Source organism: Microbacterium sp., from assembly GCF_049650565.1.
Lineage (GTDB): Bacteria > Actinomycetota > Actinomycetes > Actinomycetales > Microbacteriaceae > Microbacterium.
Genome location: NZ_JBASAK010000041.1, coordinates 108,056 through 123,466, shown reverse-complemented (window position 1 = coordinate 123,466; position 15,411 = coordinate 108,056). Strand labels below are relative to the sequence as shown.

The window sequence follows — 15,411 nt, the reverse complement described above, 5'->3', positions numbered from 1 at the left end:
GCGCCTGCCATGAGACAGTCCGACCGAAGGAGGGCACATGCCCGCAGCGTTCTCCGCCAGGCGCGGCGCGTTCGGCCTGGTCGCACTTGCGGTCGGAGGACTGCTCGCACTGCTCGGTGCGCAGGCGGCGTCAGCGCATGCCGACCTGTTGAGCACGACCCCGCGAGACGGCGCCGTGCTGGCGCAGATGCCGGCCGAAGCGGTGCTGCACTTCAGTGAGGCCGTCCGTCCCGTTGCGGAGGGGATCGTCCTGACCGGTGGACGGATGCCAGTGAAGCTGACCGCGCAGGTGGCGCAGACCGATGCGGTCGTGGCGCTGCCGGCGCTCGGCGATGGCGCCTACTCGCTGAGCTTCCGCATGGTCTCCGACGACGGGCATCCGATCGCCGGCGTCGTCGGATTCACCGTCGGGGTCGGCGCTGTGCCGCACGCACCGGCGGGGTTCGAGGTCCCTGTCGCGACAGCGACGGCGGTGCGCGTGCTCACCGGGCTGCAGTATGTGGGACTGCTCGTGCTTTCAGGTCTGGTCCTGTTCGAGCGGCTCGTGCTGCGCGCCGTGAGCCCGGGGACCCGTCTGGAGCGAATCGTGTTCGCCACGGCGTGCGGTGTGGCCGTCACATCCTCCGTACTGCTGATCCCGGCATCTGCGATGCAGGTGATCGGTCTGCAGCCGTGGCAGATCCTGCCGCTGTCGGCGTGGTGGCCCGGAGTCCTTCAGCCGGTCGTGAGTTCAGCGGCGGTCGTGCTGACCGGCGTCGCGATCGTGACCATGTGGAGGGCATCCGGAATCGAGCGGCGCACGGGCCTCGGCGTCGTGCATCGTGTGGTGAGTCGCACGGTTCCCGTGATAGGCGGGTTGATGGCACTGTGGGCTCCGGTGCTGGTCGGCCACACGCGCAGCGTGCAGCCCAGGGCCCTGCTCGTGATCGCCGACCTCGGCCACCTCGCTGCCGGAGGATTCTGGGTCGGCGGGGTCGTGGGACTGCTGCTGATCCGGTTGCGAGTGGGCGAAGGCGGTGTCGGCCTGATGCTTGCGGCAGAGGCAGTCGGACGGTTCTCGCGCTACGCCGTCGTCAGTGTGCTGGTGCTCATCGTGAGCGGCTGCGCCATGGGCGTCGCGATCGTAGGGAGGATCGACGCGCTGGTATCCGGCTCGTACGGGTGGCTGCTCCTGCTGAAACTGGCCGTGGTGGCGCTTGCGCTTGTGATCGCTGCGCGCAATCATCGCCGATTGGTGCCCGGCATTCTCGCCCAGCCGTCGGCGACGGGCGGATGGCGTGCACTGCGGCGTGCGCTGGCGCATGAGGCGATGCTGCTGACTGCCGTCCTGGTCATCACCGGCGTGCTGACGAATCTCAGCCCGCGGTGAGGCGCACGGGACGAGCGAGGACTCCTCTGTGGAGAGGTAACGTGGCCTCATGAGGCTCATCTCGTACAACCTGCGCAAGCATCGCGCCGCGGGCGAGCTGAACGCGCTGGTCACCACGCACGACCCCGACATCCTGTGCCTGCAGGAGTGCGACACGACACTGCTCCCGGATGCCATCGGCGGTCTGGGGCTCGTGCGGGCCACCACCGGCAATCGCCTGGGGCTGGCGATGTACCTGCGCAGCAACCAGTACCGCGTCGAGCGCGTGCGCACCATCGGGTTGAAGAAGTCGCTGCACGACCGGGTGCTCAAGCCCGCCAACGAGCGGGTGCTGGGCGCGCGGCTGCTGAACATCGACACCGGACGGCACGTGGTGGTGGCGTCGTTCCATGCGGCCCCGCTGACCGCGCTGAACTCCCTGCGTCGCACGCAGATCCGCGCGGGGCTGAACGCCCTGCAGGAGCTCGCCCCCGGGATGCCGGTGCTCATGGTCGGCGACTACAACTACCCCGTGTTCAAGGAGAGCCTGGGGCAGACCGTCCGAGAGCACGGCTACCGCCTGACGCTCAGCGACGACCGCACGTACACGCGGTACCGGGTGTTCCGCGGACACTACGACTTCGCGACCTCCAACGGCTTCGACATCTCCCGGATCACCACGCTGCCGCAGGGCACCAGCGACCACCGACCGATCCTCATCACGGCGGAGGCCGGGTAGCCGAGTTGGGAACCTGAGGGCGGATGCTGTAAGCTGACCCCTTGGTGCCTGTGCTTCGGCCTGCCGAGGTGCCGGCACGACGAACGTGAGCCCTCCACTGGCGTGTTCGCCCCGGGTATCCGCCCAGGAGAACCACCCCGGAGTGGGATTCACGAACCTCTCCGTTCGAATCAAGAAAGCAGCACTATTGTGACGCGCACTTACACCCCGAAGGCCGGGCAGGTCCAGCGAGACTGGATCGTCATCGACGCCACCGACGTCGTTCTCGGCCGCCTGGCTTCGCACGCCGCCGCCATCCTGCGGGGCAAGCACAAGCCGACGTTCGCCCGCCACGTCGATGTCGGCGACTTCGTCGTCATCGTCAACGCCGACAAGGTCGCCCTGACCGGCCAGAAGCTCCAGAAGAAGATCGCCTACCGCCACTCCGGTTACCCGGGCGGCCTGACCGCGACCTCCTACGCCGAGCTTCTCGAGAAGAACCCGGTCCGCGCCGTGGAGAAGGCCGTCCGCGGCATGCTCCCGAAGACCACCCTGGGTCGTCAGCAGCTGACGAAGCTCAAGGTGTACGCCGGTGCCGAGCACCCGCACGCCGCCCAGCAGCCCACGCCGTACACCCTCGACCAGGTCGCCCAGTAAGCGCCCCTCAGATTTCAAAGGACATACTCGTGGCTGACACTCAGGACACCACCGAATTCCCGCAGAACTTCTCCACCTCGACCCCTGAGGCCGAGGTCGTGGAGCAGGCTCCCCGCCCCGTGCTCTCCGTGCCGGGCGCAGCCGTGGGCCGTCGCAAGCAGGCCATCGCCCGCGTGCGTCTGGTTCCCGGCTCGGGCACCATCACCGTCAACGGTCGCACGCTCGAGGACTACTTCCCGAACAAGCTGCACCAGCAGCTCATCAACGACCCGTTCACCACTCTGAACCTCGCCGGCGCATACGACGTCATCGCCCGCATCTCGGGCGGCGGCGACTCCGGCCAGGCCGGCGCGCTGCGCCTGGGCATCGCCCGTGCACTGAACAACATCGATGCTGAGAACAACCGTCCCGCCCTCAAGAAGGCCGGCTTCCTGTCTCGTGACGCCCGCGTCATCGAGCGCAAGAAGGCCGGTCTGAAGAAGGCCCGCAAGGCTCCTCAGTACTCGAAGCGCTGATCCGCGCAGTCCACCAGATGGCACTGTTCGGTACCGACGGCGTGCGCGGCCTGGCCAACGGTCAGGTCCTCACCGCCAACCTTGCACTCACCCTGGCCCAGGCGACCGCTGTCGTCCTGGGCCAGGGCCGCATTGCCGAGGCCCGCAAGGCCGCCGGCAAGCGGCTCACCGCCGTGGTCGCCCGCGACCCGCGCATCTCCGGTCACTTCCTCAGCGCGGCGGTCGAGGCAGGCCTGTCCTCCTCCGGCGTGGACGTGCTCGACGCAGGCACCCTGCCGACCCCGGCCGCGGCGTTCCTGATCTCGGACATCGACGCCGACTTCGGCGTGATGATCTCGGCATCCCACAACCCGGCTGCCGACAACGGGATCAAGATCTTCGCTCGCGGCGGCGTGAAGCTTCCCGATGACGTCGAGCGCCGCATCGAGGATGCGATGACCGGTGCCAAACTGCAGCCCACCGGCGGCGACGTCGGTCGCGTGAGCAGATTCTCGGATGCCGAGGACCGCTACGTCCTGCACCTGCTGGGTTCGCTCCCGCACCGACTGGACGGCATCCACGTGGTGCTGGACTGCGCCAACGGTGCGGCGTCCGGAGCATCTCCTCAGGCGTTCAGCAGCGCCGGCGCGAAGGTGACCGTCATCGGGGCCGACCCCGATGGGATCAACATCAACGACGGCGTCGGCTCCACCCATCTCGACAAGCTGGCCGCCGAGGTCGTGCGCGTCGGGGCCGACGTGGGCATCGCGCACGACGGCGACGCGGACCGCTGCCTGGCTGTCGACGCCGAGGGAAACATCATCGATGGTGACCAGATCATGGCGATCCTCGCGGTGGCCATGAAGAGCCGTGGCAAGCTCGCCGAGGACACGCTCGTCGCCACCGTGATGAGCAATCTCGGTCTGCACGTGGCCATGCGCGAGCACGGCATCACCGTCCGCCAGACGAACGTCGGCGACCGCTACGTGCTCGAGGACATGAACAAGGGCGGCTTCTCGCTGGGCGGCGAGCAGTCCGGCCACGTGATCATGCGCCAGTTCGCCACGACAGGCGACGGCGTGCTCACCGGACTGCACCTGGTCGCGGAGATGGCGCGGCAGAAGAAGAGCCTCGCCGAGCTCGCGTCGGTGATGACCGTTTACCCGCAGGTGATGATCAACGTGAAGGGCGTCGACAAGGACGCCGTCTCCACGCACACCGGCGTGCAGGATGCTGTGAAGGTCGTCGAGCAGAGGTTGGGCGACTCCGGTCGGGTGCTGCTGCGCAAGTCCGGCACGGAGCCGCTCGTGCGCGTCATGGTCGAGGCGGCGGATGCCGAGACCGCCAACGCCCACGCGGAGGAACTGGCCGACATCGTGCGCAAGCACCTGGCGCTCTGACGCGCTGCGCTCTGACGTTCTGAAGGCGGTCACCTGCGGGTGTCCGCCTTCTACGATGTGAGGCCCCGGCGAGTGGGGACTCACCGGGGCCTCCGGCACAGGCACTGGGGATGCTCTGCACCTGACGCGGTGCACTGGGGATGCTGTTCCGCGCCAGCGGCACGCAGTAATCAATGCCGCGCCCTCAGTATAGAAGTGGCCCTTGGTCGGACGCGGTCATTCGTGCGTGGCGAGGTACTCACCGAGTGCGGTCATCGATGTCGCGGGTGTGAATCCGGTGCGGATGATCTTGGTGAGGTCGAGCGTACTGTTGCGCGGGCGCGGGGCGATGGCAGCTCTTGCGGAGGAGCTGAACTCCTCTGTGGTGACGGCGGTGACCCGCGCGGGGTCGTGCCCTGTGAGCTCGAACACGCTGCGGGCGATGTCGGCCCATGTGTGCGTGGGCCCCTCTCCTGTGAGGTTGTATGTGCCGTACGGAGCATGATGCTCGACGAGGTGTCTGATGCCGCGTGCGATGTCGGCGGTGAAGGTGAGTCGGCCATGCTGGTCGTCGACGACCCGCGGGTCGACGCCGCGCTCGGCGAGGGATGACATGGTGCGGACGAAGTTGCTGCCCTCGCCGATGACCCACGAGGTGCGGACGATGTAATGACGGGGAGTCGTGCTCACGGCGATGTCGCCGGCGGCTTTGGACTGTCCGTAGACGCCGAGGGGGGAGAAGGGGTCGTCCTCCCGATAGGCGCGTTCGGCCGTGCCGTCGAAGACGTAGTCGCTGGAGACATGGACGAGGGTGATCCCGTGCTCGGTGGCGATCCGTGCGAGGGCTGCTGGGGCTGCGGCGTTGACTGCCCAAGCCGCAGCGCGCCCTTCGGAGGTTTCGGCGGTGTCGACGGCGGTGTAGGCGGCGGCGTTGATGATCGTGCCGTAGTCGCGCCAGCGGCGGGCGGAGTCGAGGTCTGGCGAGGTCACGTCGAGATCCGTGCGCGAGGCGTATTCGACGTGCGGGGCATCGCCGTACTCGGCACGGAGTGCACGCCCGAGCTGCCCGTTCGATCCGAGGATGAGGACCTTGCGCGGGGCGATGGGCGCCACGTCGGCCAGGGCGGGGTGCTGCTTGTCCTTCTCGGAGATCTCGGCTTCTGCGAGCGGGATCGGCCAGGGGATGTTCGCCGTGGGGTCGGAGAGGTTGAGGAACGCGTACGCGGCGTCAGGGGACCAGTGGTCGTTCACCAGGTAGGCGTATGCCGTGTCGGGTTCGAGGGTCTGGTACGAGTTGCCGACACCGCGGGGCACGAAGACTGCGCGAGACGGGTCGATCTCCGTCGTGAACACGGTGCCGAATGACGGGCCTTCGCGCAGGTCCACCCAGGCGCCGAAGATCCGCCCGGTGGCGACGGAGACGAATTTGTCCCAAGGCTCAGCGTGGATGCCGCGCGTGGTGCCGACAGCGTCGTTGAAGGAGATGTTGTTCTGCACGGGGCCGAAGTCGGGCAGGCCGGCATCCGTCATCTTCTGCCGTTGCCAGTTCTCCTTGAACCAGCCCCGGGAGTCGCCGTGCACGGGCATGTCCACGACGAGCAGGCCGGGGATCGGGGTCTCGGTGACGACCAGCTGCTTGCCGAACTCGATGCTCACTGGCCCTTCCCCGCATAGAACGCTTCGGTGGCATCCTTGGACGGCGCCCACCATGCCTCGTTCTGCCGGTACCAGTCGATGGTCGCGGCAAGACCGGCCTCGAAGTCGCGGTACTGCGGCTGCCAGCCCAGTTCGGTGCGCAGCCGGGTGGAGTCGATCGCGTAGCGCAGGTCGTGCCCGGGGCGGTCTGTGACGTGATCGTACGCGGTGGGGTCCTGTCCCATCAGAGTGAGGATCAGCTCGACGACGTCCTTGTTGTTCTTCTCGCCATCGGCGCCGATCAGGTAGGTCTGCCCGAGCTCACCGCGCTCGAGGATCGTCAGCACCGCGGAGGAATGGTCGTCGGCGTGGATCCAGTCGCGCACATTCAGACCAGCGCCGTACAGCTTCGGGCGGATGCCGCGGATCACGTTGGTGATCTGACGTGGGATGAACTTCTCGACATGCTGGTAGGGCCCGTAGTTGTTCGAGCAGTTGCTGATCGTGGCGCGCACGCCGAACGAGCGCACCCAGGCGCGGACCAGCAGGTCGGAGCCCGCCTTCGTGGACGAGTAGGGCGAGGACGGGTTGTACGGGGTGTGCTCGGTGAACCTGTTCGGGTCATCCAGCTCGAGATCTCCGTACACCTCGTCGGTCGAGATGTGATGGAACCGCACGTCGTGCCGGCGGGCGGCCTCCAGCAGCGTGTACGTGCCGATGATGTTCGTGTTCAGGAACGGCGACGGGTCGTTCAGCGAGTTGTCGTTGTGCGACTCCGCGGCGTAATGCACCACGGAATCCACCCGCCCGAACAGCTCATCGACCAGCGCGGCGTCTGTGATGTCGCCGTGGACGAACTCGACCCGTTCCTCGGGGAGCCCGGCCAGCGACGCCAGATTTCCGGCGTACGTGAGCTTGTCCAGCACCGTCACATGGTGGTCGGTGTGCGCCACGACGTGATGCACGAAATTGGACCCGATGAACCCGGCACCGCCGGTGACCAGAAGCCTCAACGCTCGCCCCTCTCCAGCAGCTCCAGCAGATACGTGCCGTAGCCGGACTTCACCAGCTTCACTGCGCGCTCACGCAGCCCGGCATCCGAGAGGAATCCCTGCCGCCACGCGACCTCCTCCGGCACGCCGATCTTCATGCCCGTGCGCCGCTCCATCGTGCGTACGTAGTCCGCAGCATCCGTCATCTGATCGAACGTGCCCGTATCCAACCATGCCGTGCCACGAGGTAGGACCTGCACCTGAAGCTTGCCTCGGTTCAGATACTCGCGGTTCACATCCGTGATCTCATACTCGCCGCGCGCCGACGGCGCCAGACCATGCGCGATCTCCACCACATCGTTGTCGTAGAAGTACAGGCCGGGCACCGCGTAGTTGCTCTTCGGATGGGCGGGCTTCTCCTCCAGAGAGACGGCCGCACCGTCGGCGTCGAACTCGACCACGCCGTATGCGGAGGGCTCCGCGACCCAGTATGCGAACACCGCGCCGCCGTCGATCTCGGCGAAGCGCTTGAGCTGCGTGCCGAGACCGGGACCGTACAGCAGATTGTCGCCCAGCACCAGCGCCACCGAGTCATCGCCGATGAAATCCGCGCCGATCGTGAACGCCTGCGCGAGTCCGTCGGGGGAGGGCTGCTGGGCGAAGGAGATGCGGATGCCGAACTGCGACCCGTCGCCCAGCAGACGCTCGAAGTGCGCGGCGTCGTGCGGTGTGGTGATCACGAGGATGTCGTCAATGCCCGCCAGCATGAGCGTCGACAGCGGATAGTACACCATCGGCTTGTCGTACACCGGCACCAGCTGCTTGGACACGCCCAGCGTGATCGGATGCAGACGCGTACCGGAACCCCCGGCAAGGATGATGCCCTTCATCTGTTCCCCTCGATGTGGCCGACCGTGCGGCAGCATGTTCCTGGGGCGGCTCCCACAGCCGCGCCCTTTCTCAGCGTAGCGAGATTCCTGGCGCTCCGTCTTCTCACGCCTCGGCGGCGGAGGGCACAGCCCGGTTGCCGTGCCGGAGAGCGAGAGATCTCTTGCTGAGACGCATGATCGGCCTCTCGACGAGGAACCAGGACAGCGTGGCCACCGGCAGCGTCGCGAGGGCGGTCAGGACGGCATAGGTCGGGATCCCGAGGTCGTAGGCGTGTGCGAGCGCCAGCACCTGCTGAAGGGGGAACGCGTAGATGTACACCCCGTACGAGATGTCGTTCGAGAATCTCAGCAAGGGTGCGCGGATGAGTGCGCCGCACAACAGTATGAGATAGGCGAGCGGCAGGGCGGCGAAGATCCGGTAGTTCGGGAGGAACGAAGCCATGACGATCACCGCGACCGCGAATGCGATGAGCGGAGCTCCCACGGGCAGCCGATGCTGATACTGCCAGATGAGTGACCCGGCGAGGAACATCAGGCCGAAGCGAGATCCCAGCACGATGTAGTTGTTGTGGATCAGCCCGGCACTGGTCAGGCACGCACCGGTCAGAGCGAGTGCGAACAAGACGGGAAGCGTCGCGCGTCGGCGCAGCATGCCGGTGAGCCCAGGAGCATGACGCCGAGATAGCAGGAGAACTCCCACGCGAGCGTCCACAGCGATCCGTTCCAGACCGCGTCGTACGGGACGCCCGCCGGGGTGCCGGCGATGTCGTACTGGAACACCCACAGCGCCGCGTTCTTCGCGATGTAACCCAGATTGTCCTGGCCGAACGCCCCGGTGGTGAGAGGCGCGATCACGAGGGCCGTCACTGCGAGGCACACCCAGAACGCGGGCATGATCCGAAGGACGCGCGCACGCAGATAGCGGCGCCAGTCGGGCGTGCGCATCCAGGACGCGACGATGAGGAAGCCGCTGATCGCGAAGAATCCGTCCACGCCGATCTCCGTGGATCGAATACGTCATCGAACGTCGTTTTCCCATGATGATCCCCAGATCCCCAGTCGATGGATGCGAAAAGAGTAGTGACATCAGCTCGTGCGCGTCCATCCCCATGGAGCGCGCTGACGGCGCGCCGGTCAGTGGGAGGGCGCGTCGCTGATGATGAATCGAGTCTTGCCCGCCACGTGAGGGATGCTGTCGACGAGCTCGTACCCGACCTCGATCTGGCCATGTCCCAGTCCCCGCAAGAGGTCCACCGCTGCTCGGATCTCCTCCTCGGCATGCGCCGAGGATCCGAGGATGCACCGGAGCATCACGCTGTGGTCGGCCGATTGGACGAGCTGGAACTGTCGCACGGCGGTCGGTGTCGGGCTGAACAGCCCGGTCAGGGATTCGCCTGCGATCACGCCGCCATCAGGCAGGTGCAGTGCGTCCGCGGTGCGTCCGTCGATCGGGGCGATGCGGGGCAGCGTCACGCCGCACTCGCAGGGCCCGGTCAGAAGGCGGGTGCGGTCTCCGAGCCGGTACCGGATCAGCGGGAACACGCGGTTGGTCATGTCCGTTACGACGACCTCGCCGCTGCTGCCGGCGGGGGCGCTGCGGCCGGCGGCGTCGAGCACTTCGAGACGGCGCAGGTCGGAGAACACGTGCAGGCCGGAATGCGCGCGGCACTCACCGGCCATCCAGGGGATCTCCGACGAACGGTAGTGGTCGTATGCCGGAGCCCTGAGTGTCTCCTCGATCTCACGGCGCACGCCTTCGGGCAGGGCGGCCGCCGTCAGCGCGACTGCGATGGGGGGCACCAACGTCAGACCCAGACGACGCAGAGAACGGCAGAGCTCGAGGACGCCGCCGACGTATCCCACGATGATCGTGGGTTCGGCGTCGTTCCACTCCGTCACGAAGTCGCGGATCGCCTCGTCAGACATCGCACGGGCGTCGAGATGCAGCCTCTTGGACGGCCACCACTGCAGATCATGGCGGCGTTTCGCGGCGCCGACCAGCTGCTGGCGGTACAGGTCGGCGCGGTGGTCCCAGGGGTTCACGCCCCACCATCGGAAGAGCCGCCATTCGACCGCGCGGATGGGCACTCGCAGATCCCGCAGGATCCGCAGCGGCTCGCCCGTCGTCCCGCCGGACAGCGACTCGGCGCTGGTCCTGTCCGTCGCCTGCGGGGTGCGGATGCTGTCGAAATGATCCCGCACCATCTGCTTGTCGACGAGGGGCAGCTCCGTGAACGCTGCCGGGTCGGCCAGATCGGAGAGCGTGATCCCCTGTGCGGAGTAGAGATCCCGGTAGAACGGACTGTTCTGCATGGCGTACCGCGCGTGCGCGATGGATCGCTCGGCCGTCAGCGCGGCGAGCGACGCGGGTGCGAGACGCTCGTTCCGTTCCAGCTCCGCGGCCAGCGCGAGCGAGGACCGCGCGCCGATGCTCGTCTTGGCCTTGAAGATCAGACGCCTCATGCGCTCCCCTTCTTTCTTCCGTGAGCCCGGATGCCAGCGCTCACCGAGCGTACTCCGCGCCCCAGCGTCCGCGTGCGGCACGCATCCGGCCGACGGCGAACCATGCGCGGCGCTGCCCGACGGCGTTCCTCCTGATGTTCCCCGTGAGGCGACCAGCCAGGTGCAGCATGGTGAAGGTCAGCCATCGGATCAGGCCCCCGGCGAACGCGGCCACCCGGCCCGCGAACGCCCGCGCGCCGGTGAGTCCGTTCAGATCGACGCGGACCCGGATCTCACCGTGGCTGATCGTTCTCGTGCGCACGAATGCCCGCGTGACTCTTTCCAGCGGTATCTCGTCGCGGCAGACGGACTCCGCGCAGGCGACGATCGTGCCGCCGGAGCGGAGGATGTCCTGACCCAGACGCGTGTCCTCTCCACCGGACATCCCGAGAGACAGGTCGAAGCGCACGCCGGTGGCGCGCAGCGCATCGGCATCGAGCAGCACGTTACCCGTGACGAAGGTCTGCAGGTGGGCTCCGGTGGGGTGCGGTGTGCGCCGCATGAACCCGCCCGCGACGATCCACGGGTCGGCATCGGATGGCCAGATGTAGCGCACATAGCCCAGCACCGCGGTCGGACGCTGCGATTCCCACGTCTCGACGAGCGCTCGCAGCCAGCCGGGCTCGGGGAAGACGTCGTCATCGATCATGATGACCAGTTCGCCGGTCATCGCCGCGTCGAGAGCGGCCTGGCGCACAGCGGCGATGCCGGGCACCGGCTGAGCCAGGTATGCGGCGCGCGTCGCAGCGACGATCTGCGCGGCGGATCGTGCAGGGTCGTTGTCCACCACGATCACGCGGGTGCCACGTGGCGGAGCGAGCGCGGCGGCCTGAGCGGTGATCTCGGCGATCAGCCCGGGGAGCAGCTCAGTCCGGCGATACGTGGGAACGGCAATGAGGAGGTCGCGCGGCTGCGGGTCAGGCATTCCTGCCTCGCCGGATCTCGAATGCACGCTGGAACGCCTGGAGGTGTCGGGCGCCTGCGGCCGACCAGTCGCGAGCATCCAGCCTCGGAGGTGCGGCGGGGGCGGTTCGGAGCGACTCGTGGAAGGCGATCAGGTCGTCGCCGTCGAGCTCTCCGTCGAACATCGTGACCCATCCGGTGCCGACTTCAGCCGACAGGCTCTCGTTCACCTCGTTGCGGGGCACGAGCACGCGCCGATCCAGGGACAGCGCGGCGAGGACGGAGCCGGAGTTGTGCATGAAGCGGTAGGGCAGCACGACTCCCTCGGCGCCGAGGATCGCTTCGGCGAAGTCGTCCTCGGAGAGGTAGCGCAGATCCAGCCGGATGCGGTCGTCCAACGCGGCGCGCGCCGTGATGTCGTCGCGGATCTGCGCGCTGGTGGGATTGCCTGCGACGGACAGGCGCAGCTGCGGCGCGCGCTCCCGGGTGGTCTCGAACGCGTCCAGGAGCGTCTCCACGCCCTTGTACCGGCGGACGAGGCCCACGAACGCCAGCGATCCGGGCTCGGCTTCGTGCCGCGTGGCCGTGAACCAGTCCTTGTAGTGACCGTGGGGGATGAGGGCGGCCTCCCCATCGACCGGCGTGAACTCGTTCAGCACGATGCGCAGCGAGGTGCGGTCTTCGACCTTCTGCAGCATCCGCCGCTCCCAGCGGCCCACGTCGGGGAGACCGACATTGTGCGCGGTCCGCACGATGGCGATCCGGCTCAGCCTCACGCGCACCAGCAGGGCGGCGAAGAACATCCTGCGGGCGAGCGCCCTCAGGGGCGTCGAGCCGCCCATCAAAGACTCCGGCCAGTGCAGGTGGAGGACGTCGTACCGGCCGAACAGGGCCTGCCGACGGTCGAACCGCAGGTGCTGCAGCCCCGGCGTGGCCCGCAACGCCGCATCGAGCATGTGGATGTACGGATTGGTCGTCGAGCGGGGCGCCCCGAACGACTGCATCACTCGCAGGTTTGTATCAGCCATGTCTCCCAGATCTCGGCTCCCCCTCCAGTGTGCCAGGTCACTCACGGCCTATGCTCTCAGATGGGGAGAATCAGGGGATGAGGAGGGTCGCGGCATGACGGCCGAGAGCATCAGCGACGCCTATCGGCGTCTGGCGAGCGCGCAGAAGGGCCATGCGCGCGGTGCCCCGGGGTACTCGGTGTACATCAACCGCCGGATCGGTCGCTTTCTGGCGGCCTGCGCCCATCGTTGGGGGCTGACGCCCAACCACGCGACGATCATCAGCGCTGCCCATACCTTCGCGGCTCTGGTGATTCTCCTGCTCGTCACGCCGAGCGCGTGGGGCGGGATCGTGGTCGCCGTGCTGCTGGTGCTGGGCTATGCCTGGGACTCCGCCGACGGACAGCTGGCGCGCCTGCGCGGTGGGGGGAGTCTGTCCGGGGAGTGGCTCGATCATTTCATCGACGCGTTCAAGCTCGCGTCGATCCACCTCGTCGTGCTGGTGGCCCTGTGGTGGCACACGCCCTTCCGGGACACCGCGTGGCTCGTGGTCCCGCTGGTGTTCAGCGTGGTTCAGGTGGTCACGTTCTTCGGCATGCTGCTGAACGACCTGCTCAAGGGCAAGGTCGGCGTGCGCTCCACGCACTCCCGCGGAGGCGGAACCCTCCGGCGCTCGATGCTCCTGGTCCCCACCGACTACGGCCTGCTGTGCCTGATCTTCGTGCTGTGGGGCTGGCTTTCGGTATTCCTGGTCATGTACACCGCGCTGTGCCTGCTCAACGGCGGCTTCCTGCTGCTGGCAGCGGTGAAGTGGTTCCGCGAGATCCGCGCGCTGGAGTCGTCCGATGCATGAGCCGGCGCCCGCGTTCGCACTGGTCGTCGTCAATTACGGCTCGAGCGCGATGCTGGTGGAGAATCTCGCGCCGCTCCGCATGCCCGAAGGGGGATGCGTGATTGTGGTGGACTGCTTCACCGACGAAGCGGAGCGCGCGCGGGTCGCGGCGCTGACGGCGGCGCACGGGTGGCATGCGCTGCTGCTGGCTGAGAACGTCGGATTCGGCGCCGGCGTCAACGCCGGCGCCGAGGTCGCGATCGAACGGGGCGCGGAAGTCATCGTCACGCTCAATCCGGATGCGACCATCAGCACGGACGCGCTGACGGCACTGGTCTCTGTGGCCGCGGCGCGGCGGGCGCTGGTCTCCCCGCGGATCGTGACGAGCACGGGCGCGCCGTGGTTCGCCGGTGCCGATCTCTACCTCGACCTCGGCTTCTCCGCATCGCAGCGCCGGCGCCCGGAGTTCGCGGGGCGCCCCCGGCGCGAGTGGTCCACGGGCGCGTGCTTCGCGATCTCTTCGTCGCTGTGGCGGGAGCTGGGCGGGTTCGACGACTCCTATTTCCTGTACTGGGAGGATGTCGATCTCTCGCACCGCGTGTTGGATCTCGACGGGGAGCTGCTCGTCATCGACGTCACCGCGGTGCACGATGAGGGCGGCACGCACGCCGGCCGCCGGCAGGGACGCGCCAAGTCCGAGACCTACTACTACTACAACATCCGGAACCGGCTGCTGTACGCCGCCATCCATCTCGACGACGAAGGTGTGCTCCGCTGGCTTCGCAGTGCACGCAGGGAGTCGTACCGGGTGCTGCTGCAGGGCGGTCGGCGGCAGCTTCTGACATCCGCCGCGCCATGGCGCGCGTACCGCCGCGGACTGCGGGACGGCAGGGCGCTGGTCAGGCTGCGCCGACCGGATCTGCGCTGAGCGCCTCCCGCATCGTCCGCACCGCCGCCTGCCACGAGAACCGTTCGCGAATGCCGTCCACCGCCGTCTGCGCGGGGCGGTGCCCCCACGCGGCGTCTATCGCCGCACCGAGCGGTTCGGGGGACGTGCCCGGGTCGATGAACGCGGCGATGTCGCCGACCGTCTCGCGATAGACCGGGATGTCGCTGACCAGGAGCGGTGAGCCGAAGACCGCGGCCTCGACCGCAGGCATCCCGAAGCCCTCGTCGAGACTCAGCGAGATCGTCAGCTCCGCGCGCCTGTAGAGCCACGCGAGCTCCGCGTCCTCGACTCCGCCGAGGAACACCACGGCACCGGAATCCAGGAGGCGCCGCGCTTCCTCCGGCAGGGTCATCCCGACCCCGGAGTGCGCGCTGCTGCCCACGACGTACAGCGGCGAGGTCGGCGTGATCCGCGTGGATCGCGCGGCGCCGCGCAGCACAGACTCGAGATTCTTGCGCACGTTGAGACGGCCCACGGTGAGTGCGAACCCGCCGTCCCGCACGACGGGAGGCCGCCGCTCGCCGGCGCGGACGAGCGACGTCGGGGCTGCGAGGCCGGTGACGGCCGGTTGCGGCAGGTTCTTCCCGAGTCGGCGGATCCGGCCGGCCTCGGTGTGCGTGGAGGCGGCGATCACCGATGCAGTCCGCGCCCAGGGGAGCATCGGCGCGAAGTAGGCGCGCTCCTTCAGAGAGAACCACTCCGGATGCTCCTCGTACATCACGTCGTGGATGAAGACCAGGCTGCGCCCGCGTCGGGGGGCGTAGTTGTGCGCGATGGTGACGTCCGCCCGGCACCTCCGGGCGATTCGAGGGAGCTCCCAGCGGTTCGAGAGCGCGTGCGGCCACAGCCTGGTGCGAACCACCTCGGTGCTCCGCAGCCCGGAATCGTCCGCTCCCCGACGCAGCGCGACGGCGATCTCGTCCTCGGGGAAGGCCTCTCGCCAGGCGTCGATGAACTCGCGCTGGACCGTGCGATTGGCCATCGGGCCGCCCGCCCACCAGAAGCCGTCGAACAGCACCTTCATTACGGTCCTCCTGATGATCCGTCATCCGATCAGATGACGCTATCGACTATTGCAGGTTCTTCGTCTATGATTCAGCAAGGC

Annotated in this window: 16 protein-coding genes; 7 read left to right on the top strand and 9 right to left on the bottom strand. The window is 67.8% G+C overall.

The genetic code is table 11. The annotated features are described in order from the left end of the window. The first annotated feature begins 37 nt into the window (after positions 1–37). The 5 genes from WA967_RS07855 (at position 38) to glmM (ending at position 4,617) form a co-directional block, all read left to right on the top strand. On the top strand, positions 38–1,369 hold the full coding sequence (locus WA967_RS07855; RefSeq protein ID WP_424420887.1) for a CopD family protein: 1,332 nt from the start codon (positions 38–40) through the stop codon (positions 1,367–1,369). A gap of 49 nt (positions 1,370–1,418) precedes the next feature. Continuing rightward, the gene (locus WA967_RS07850; RefSeq protein ID WP_424420885.1) at positions 1,419–2,087 is read left to right on the top strand and encodes an endonuclease/exonuclease/phosphatase family protein; all 669 of its coding nucleotides are present in this window, start codon (positions 1,419–1,421) and stop codon (positions 2,085–2,087) included. A 189-nt stretch (positions 2,088–2,276) separates the two neighbouring features. Beyond that, the gene (gene rplM / locus WA967_RS07845; RefSeq protein WP_424420883.1) at positions 2,277–2,723 is read left to right on the top strand and encodes a 50S ribosomal protein L13; all 447 of its coding nucleotides are present in this window, start codon (positions 2,277–2,279) and stop codon (positions 2,721–2,723) included. Positions 2,724–2,752: 29 nt separating this feature from the next. Next, positions 2,753–3,238, top strand: coding sequence for a 30S ribosomal protein S9 (gene rpsI, locus WA967_RS07840; protein ID WP_424420880.1), 486 nt, complete (start codon positions 2,753–2,755; stop codon positions 3,236–3,238). A 17-nt stretch (positions 3,239–3,255) separates the two neighbouring features. After that, positions 3,256–4,617: a phosphoglucosamine mutase gene (gene glmM / locus WA967_RS07835; RefSeq protein WP_424420877.1), complete on the top strand. Its 1,362-nt coding sequence runs from the start codon at positions 3,256–3,258 to the stop codon at positions 4,615–4,617. Positions 4,618–4,833: 216 nt separating this feature from the next. Here the strand turns inward: glmM and rfbD are convergent, their stop codons facing one another. From rfbD to WA967_RS07795, 8 genes are all read right to left on the bottom strand, one after another. Then, the gene (rfbD, locus tag WA967_RS07830; RefSeq protein ID WP_424420874.1) at positions 4,834–6,252 is read right to left on the bottom strand and encodes a dTDP-4-dehydrorhamnose reductase; all 1,419 of its coding nucleotides are present in this window, start codon (positions 6,250–6,252) and stop codon (positions 4,834–4,836) included. Then, on the bottom strand, positions 6,249–7,244 hold the full coding sequence (gene rfbB / locus WA967_RS07825; protein ID WP_424420871.1) for a dTDP-glucose 4,6-dehydratase: 996 nt from the start codon (positions 7,242–7,244) through the stop codon (positions 6,249–6,251). Before rfbB ends, rfbD begins: the two co-directional genes overlap by 4 nt. Further along, positions 7,241–8,113, bottom strand: a complete 873-nt coding sequence (gene rfbA / locus WA967_RS07820; RefSeq protein ID WP_424420868.1) for a glucose-1-phosphate thymidylyltransferase RfbA — start codon at positions 8,111–8,113, stop codon at positions 7,241–7,243. The genes rfbB and rfbA overlap by 4 nt, the downstream gene beginning before the upstream one ends. A 103-nt stretch (positions 8,114–8,216) precedes the next feature. Continuing rightward, positions 8,217–8,735: an acyltransferase family protein gene (locus WA967_RS07815; protein ID WP_424420865.1), complete on the bottom strand. Its 519-nt coding sequence runs from the start codon at positions 8,733–8,735 to the stop codon at positions 8,217–8,219. Next, positions 8,717–9,106, bottom strand: a complete 390-nt coding sequence (locus WA967_RS07810) for an acyltransferase family protein (RefSeq protein WP_424420862.1) — start codon at positions 9,104–9,106, stop codon at positions 8,717–8,719. Before WA967_RS07810 ends, WA967_RS07815 begins: the two co-directional genes overlap by 19 nt. Before the next feature lie 141 nt (positions 9,107–9,247). Beyond that, positions 9,248–10,576 (bottom strand): phenylacetate--CoA ligase family protein, encoded by a 1,329-nt coding sequence (locus tag WA967_RS07805; protein WP_424420860.1) that lies wholly within the window; start codon positions 10,574–10,576, stop codon positions 9,248–9,250. 40 nt (positions 10,577–10,616) lie between these two features. Continuing rightward, entirely contained in the window at positions 10,617–11,540 is a 924-nt protein-coding gene (locus WA967_RS07800; protein WP_424420858.1) for a glycosyltransferase family 2 protein, read from the bottom strand. Continuing rightward, positions 11,533–12,546 (bottom strand): glycosyl transferase, encoded by a 1,014-nt coding sequence (locus WA967_RS07795; protein ID WP_424420856.1) that lies wholly within the window; start codon positions 12,544–12,546, stop codon positions 11,533–11,535. Before WA967_RS07795 ends, WA967_RS07800 begins: the two co-directional genes overlap by 8 nt. Before the next feature lie 94 nt (positions 12,547–12,640). Between WA967_RS07795 and WA967_RS07790 the strand changes: the two genes are divergently transcribed. Further along, positions 12,641–13,378, top strand: a complete 738-nt coding sequence (locus WA967_RS07790) for a CDP-alcohol phosphatidyltransferase family protein (protein WP_424420853.1) — start codon at positions 12,641–12,643, stop codon at positions 13,376–13,378. After that, entirely contained in the window at positions 13,371–14,285 is a 915-nt protein-coding gene (locus WA967_RS07785; RefSeq protein WP_424420850.1) for a glycosyltransferase family 2 protein, read from the top strand. The genes WA967_RS07790 and WA967_RS07785 overlap by 8 nt, the downstream gene beginning before the upstream one ends. On the opposite strand, the gene WA967_RS07780 is transcribed toward WA967_RS07785, so the two are convergent. After that, a complete protein-coding gene (locus tag WA967_RS07780) occupies positions 14,257–15,330 on the bottom strand; it encodes a glycosyltransferase family 4 protein (RefSeq protein WP_424420847.1) in 1,074 nt (357 codons plus the stop codon). The genes WA967_RS07785 and WA967_RS07780 overlap by 29 nt on opposite strands. Between the last annotated feature and the right edge of the window lie 81 nt (positions 15,331–15,411).

Coding starts and splice junctions, on each gene's coding strand:
- WA967_RS07855 (WP_424420887.1), top strand. CDS start 38: ATGCCCGCAGCGTTCTCCGCCAGGCGCGGCGCGTTCGGCCTGGTCGCA.
- WA967_RS07850 (WP_424420885.1), top strand. CDS start 1,419: ATGAGGCTCATCTCGTACAACCTGCGCAAGCATCGCGCCGCGGGCGAG.
- glmM (WP_424420877.1), top strand. CDS start 3,256: ATGGCACTGTTCGGTACCGACGGCGTGCGCGGCCTGGCCAACGGTCAG.
- rfbA (WP_424420868.1), bottom strand. CDS start 8,113: ATGAAGGGCATCATCCTTGCCGGGGGTTCCGGTACGCGTCTGCATCCG.
- WA967_RS07805 (WP_424420860.1), bottom strand. CDS start 10,576: ATGAGGCGTCTGATCTTCAAGGCCAAGACGAGCATCGGCGCGCGGTCC.
- WA967_RS07800 (WP_424420858.1), bottom strand. CDS start 11,540: ATGCCTGACCCGCAGCCGCGCGACCTCCTCATTGCCGTTCCCACGTAT.
- WA967_RS07795 (WP_424420856.1), bottom strand. CDS start 12,546: ATGGCTGATACAAACCTGCGAGTGATGCAGTCGTTCGGGGCGCCCCGC.
- WA967_RS07790 (WP_424420853.1), top strand. CDS start 12,641: ATGACGGCCGAGAGCATCAGCGACGCCTATCGGCGTCTGGCGAGCGCG.
- WA967_RS07785 (WP_424420850.1), top strand. CDS start 13,371: ATGCATGAGCCGGCGCCCGCGTTCGCACTGGTCGTCGTCAATTACGGC.
- WA967_RS07780 (WP_424420847.1), bottom strand. CDS start 15,330: ATGAAGGTGCTGTTCGACGGCTTCTGGTGGGCGGGCGGCCCGATGGCC.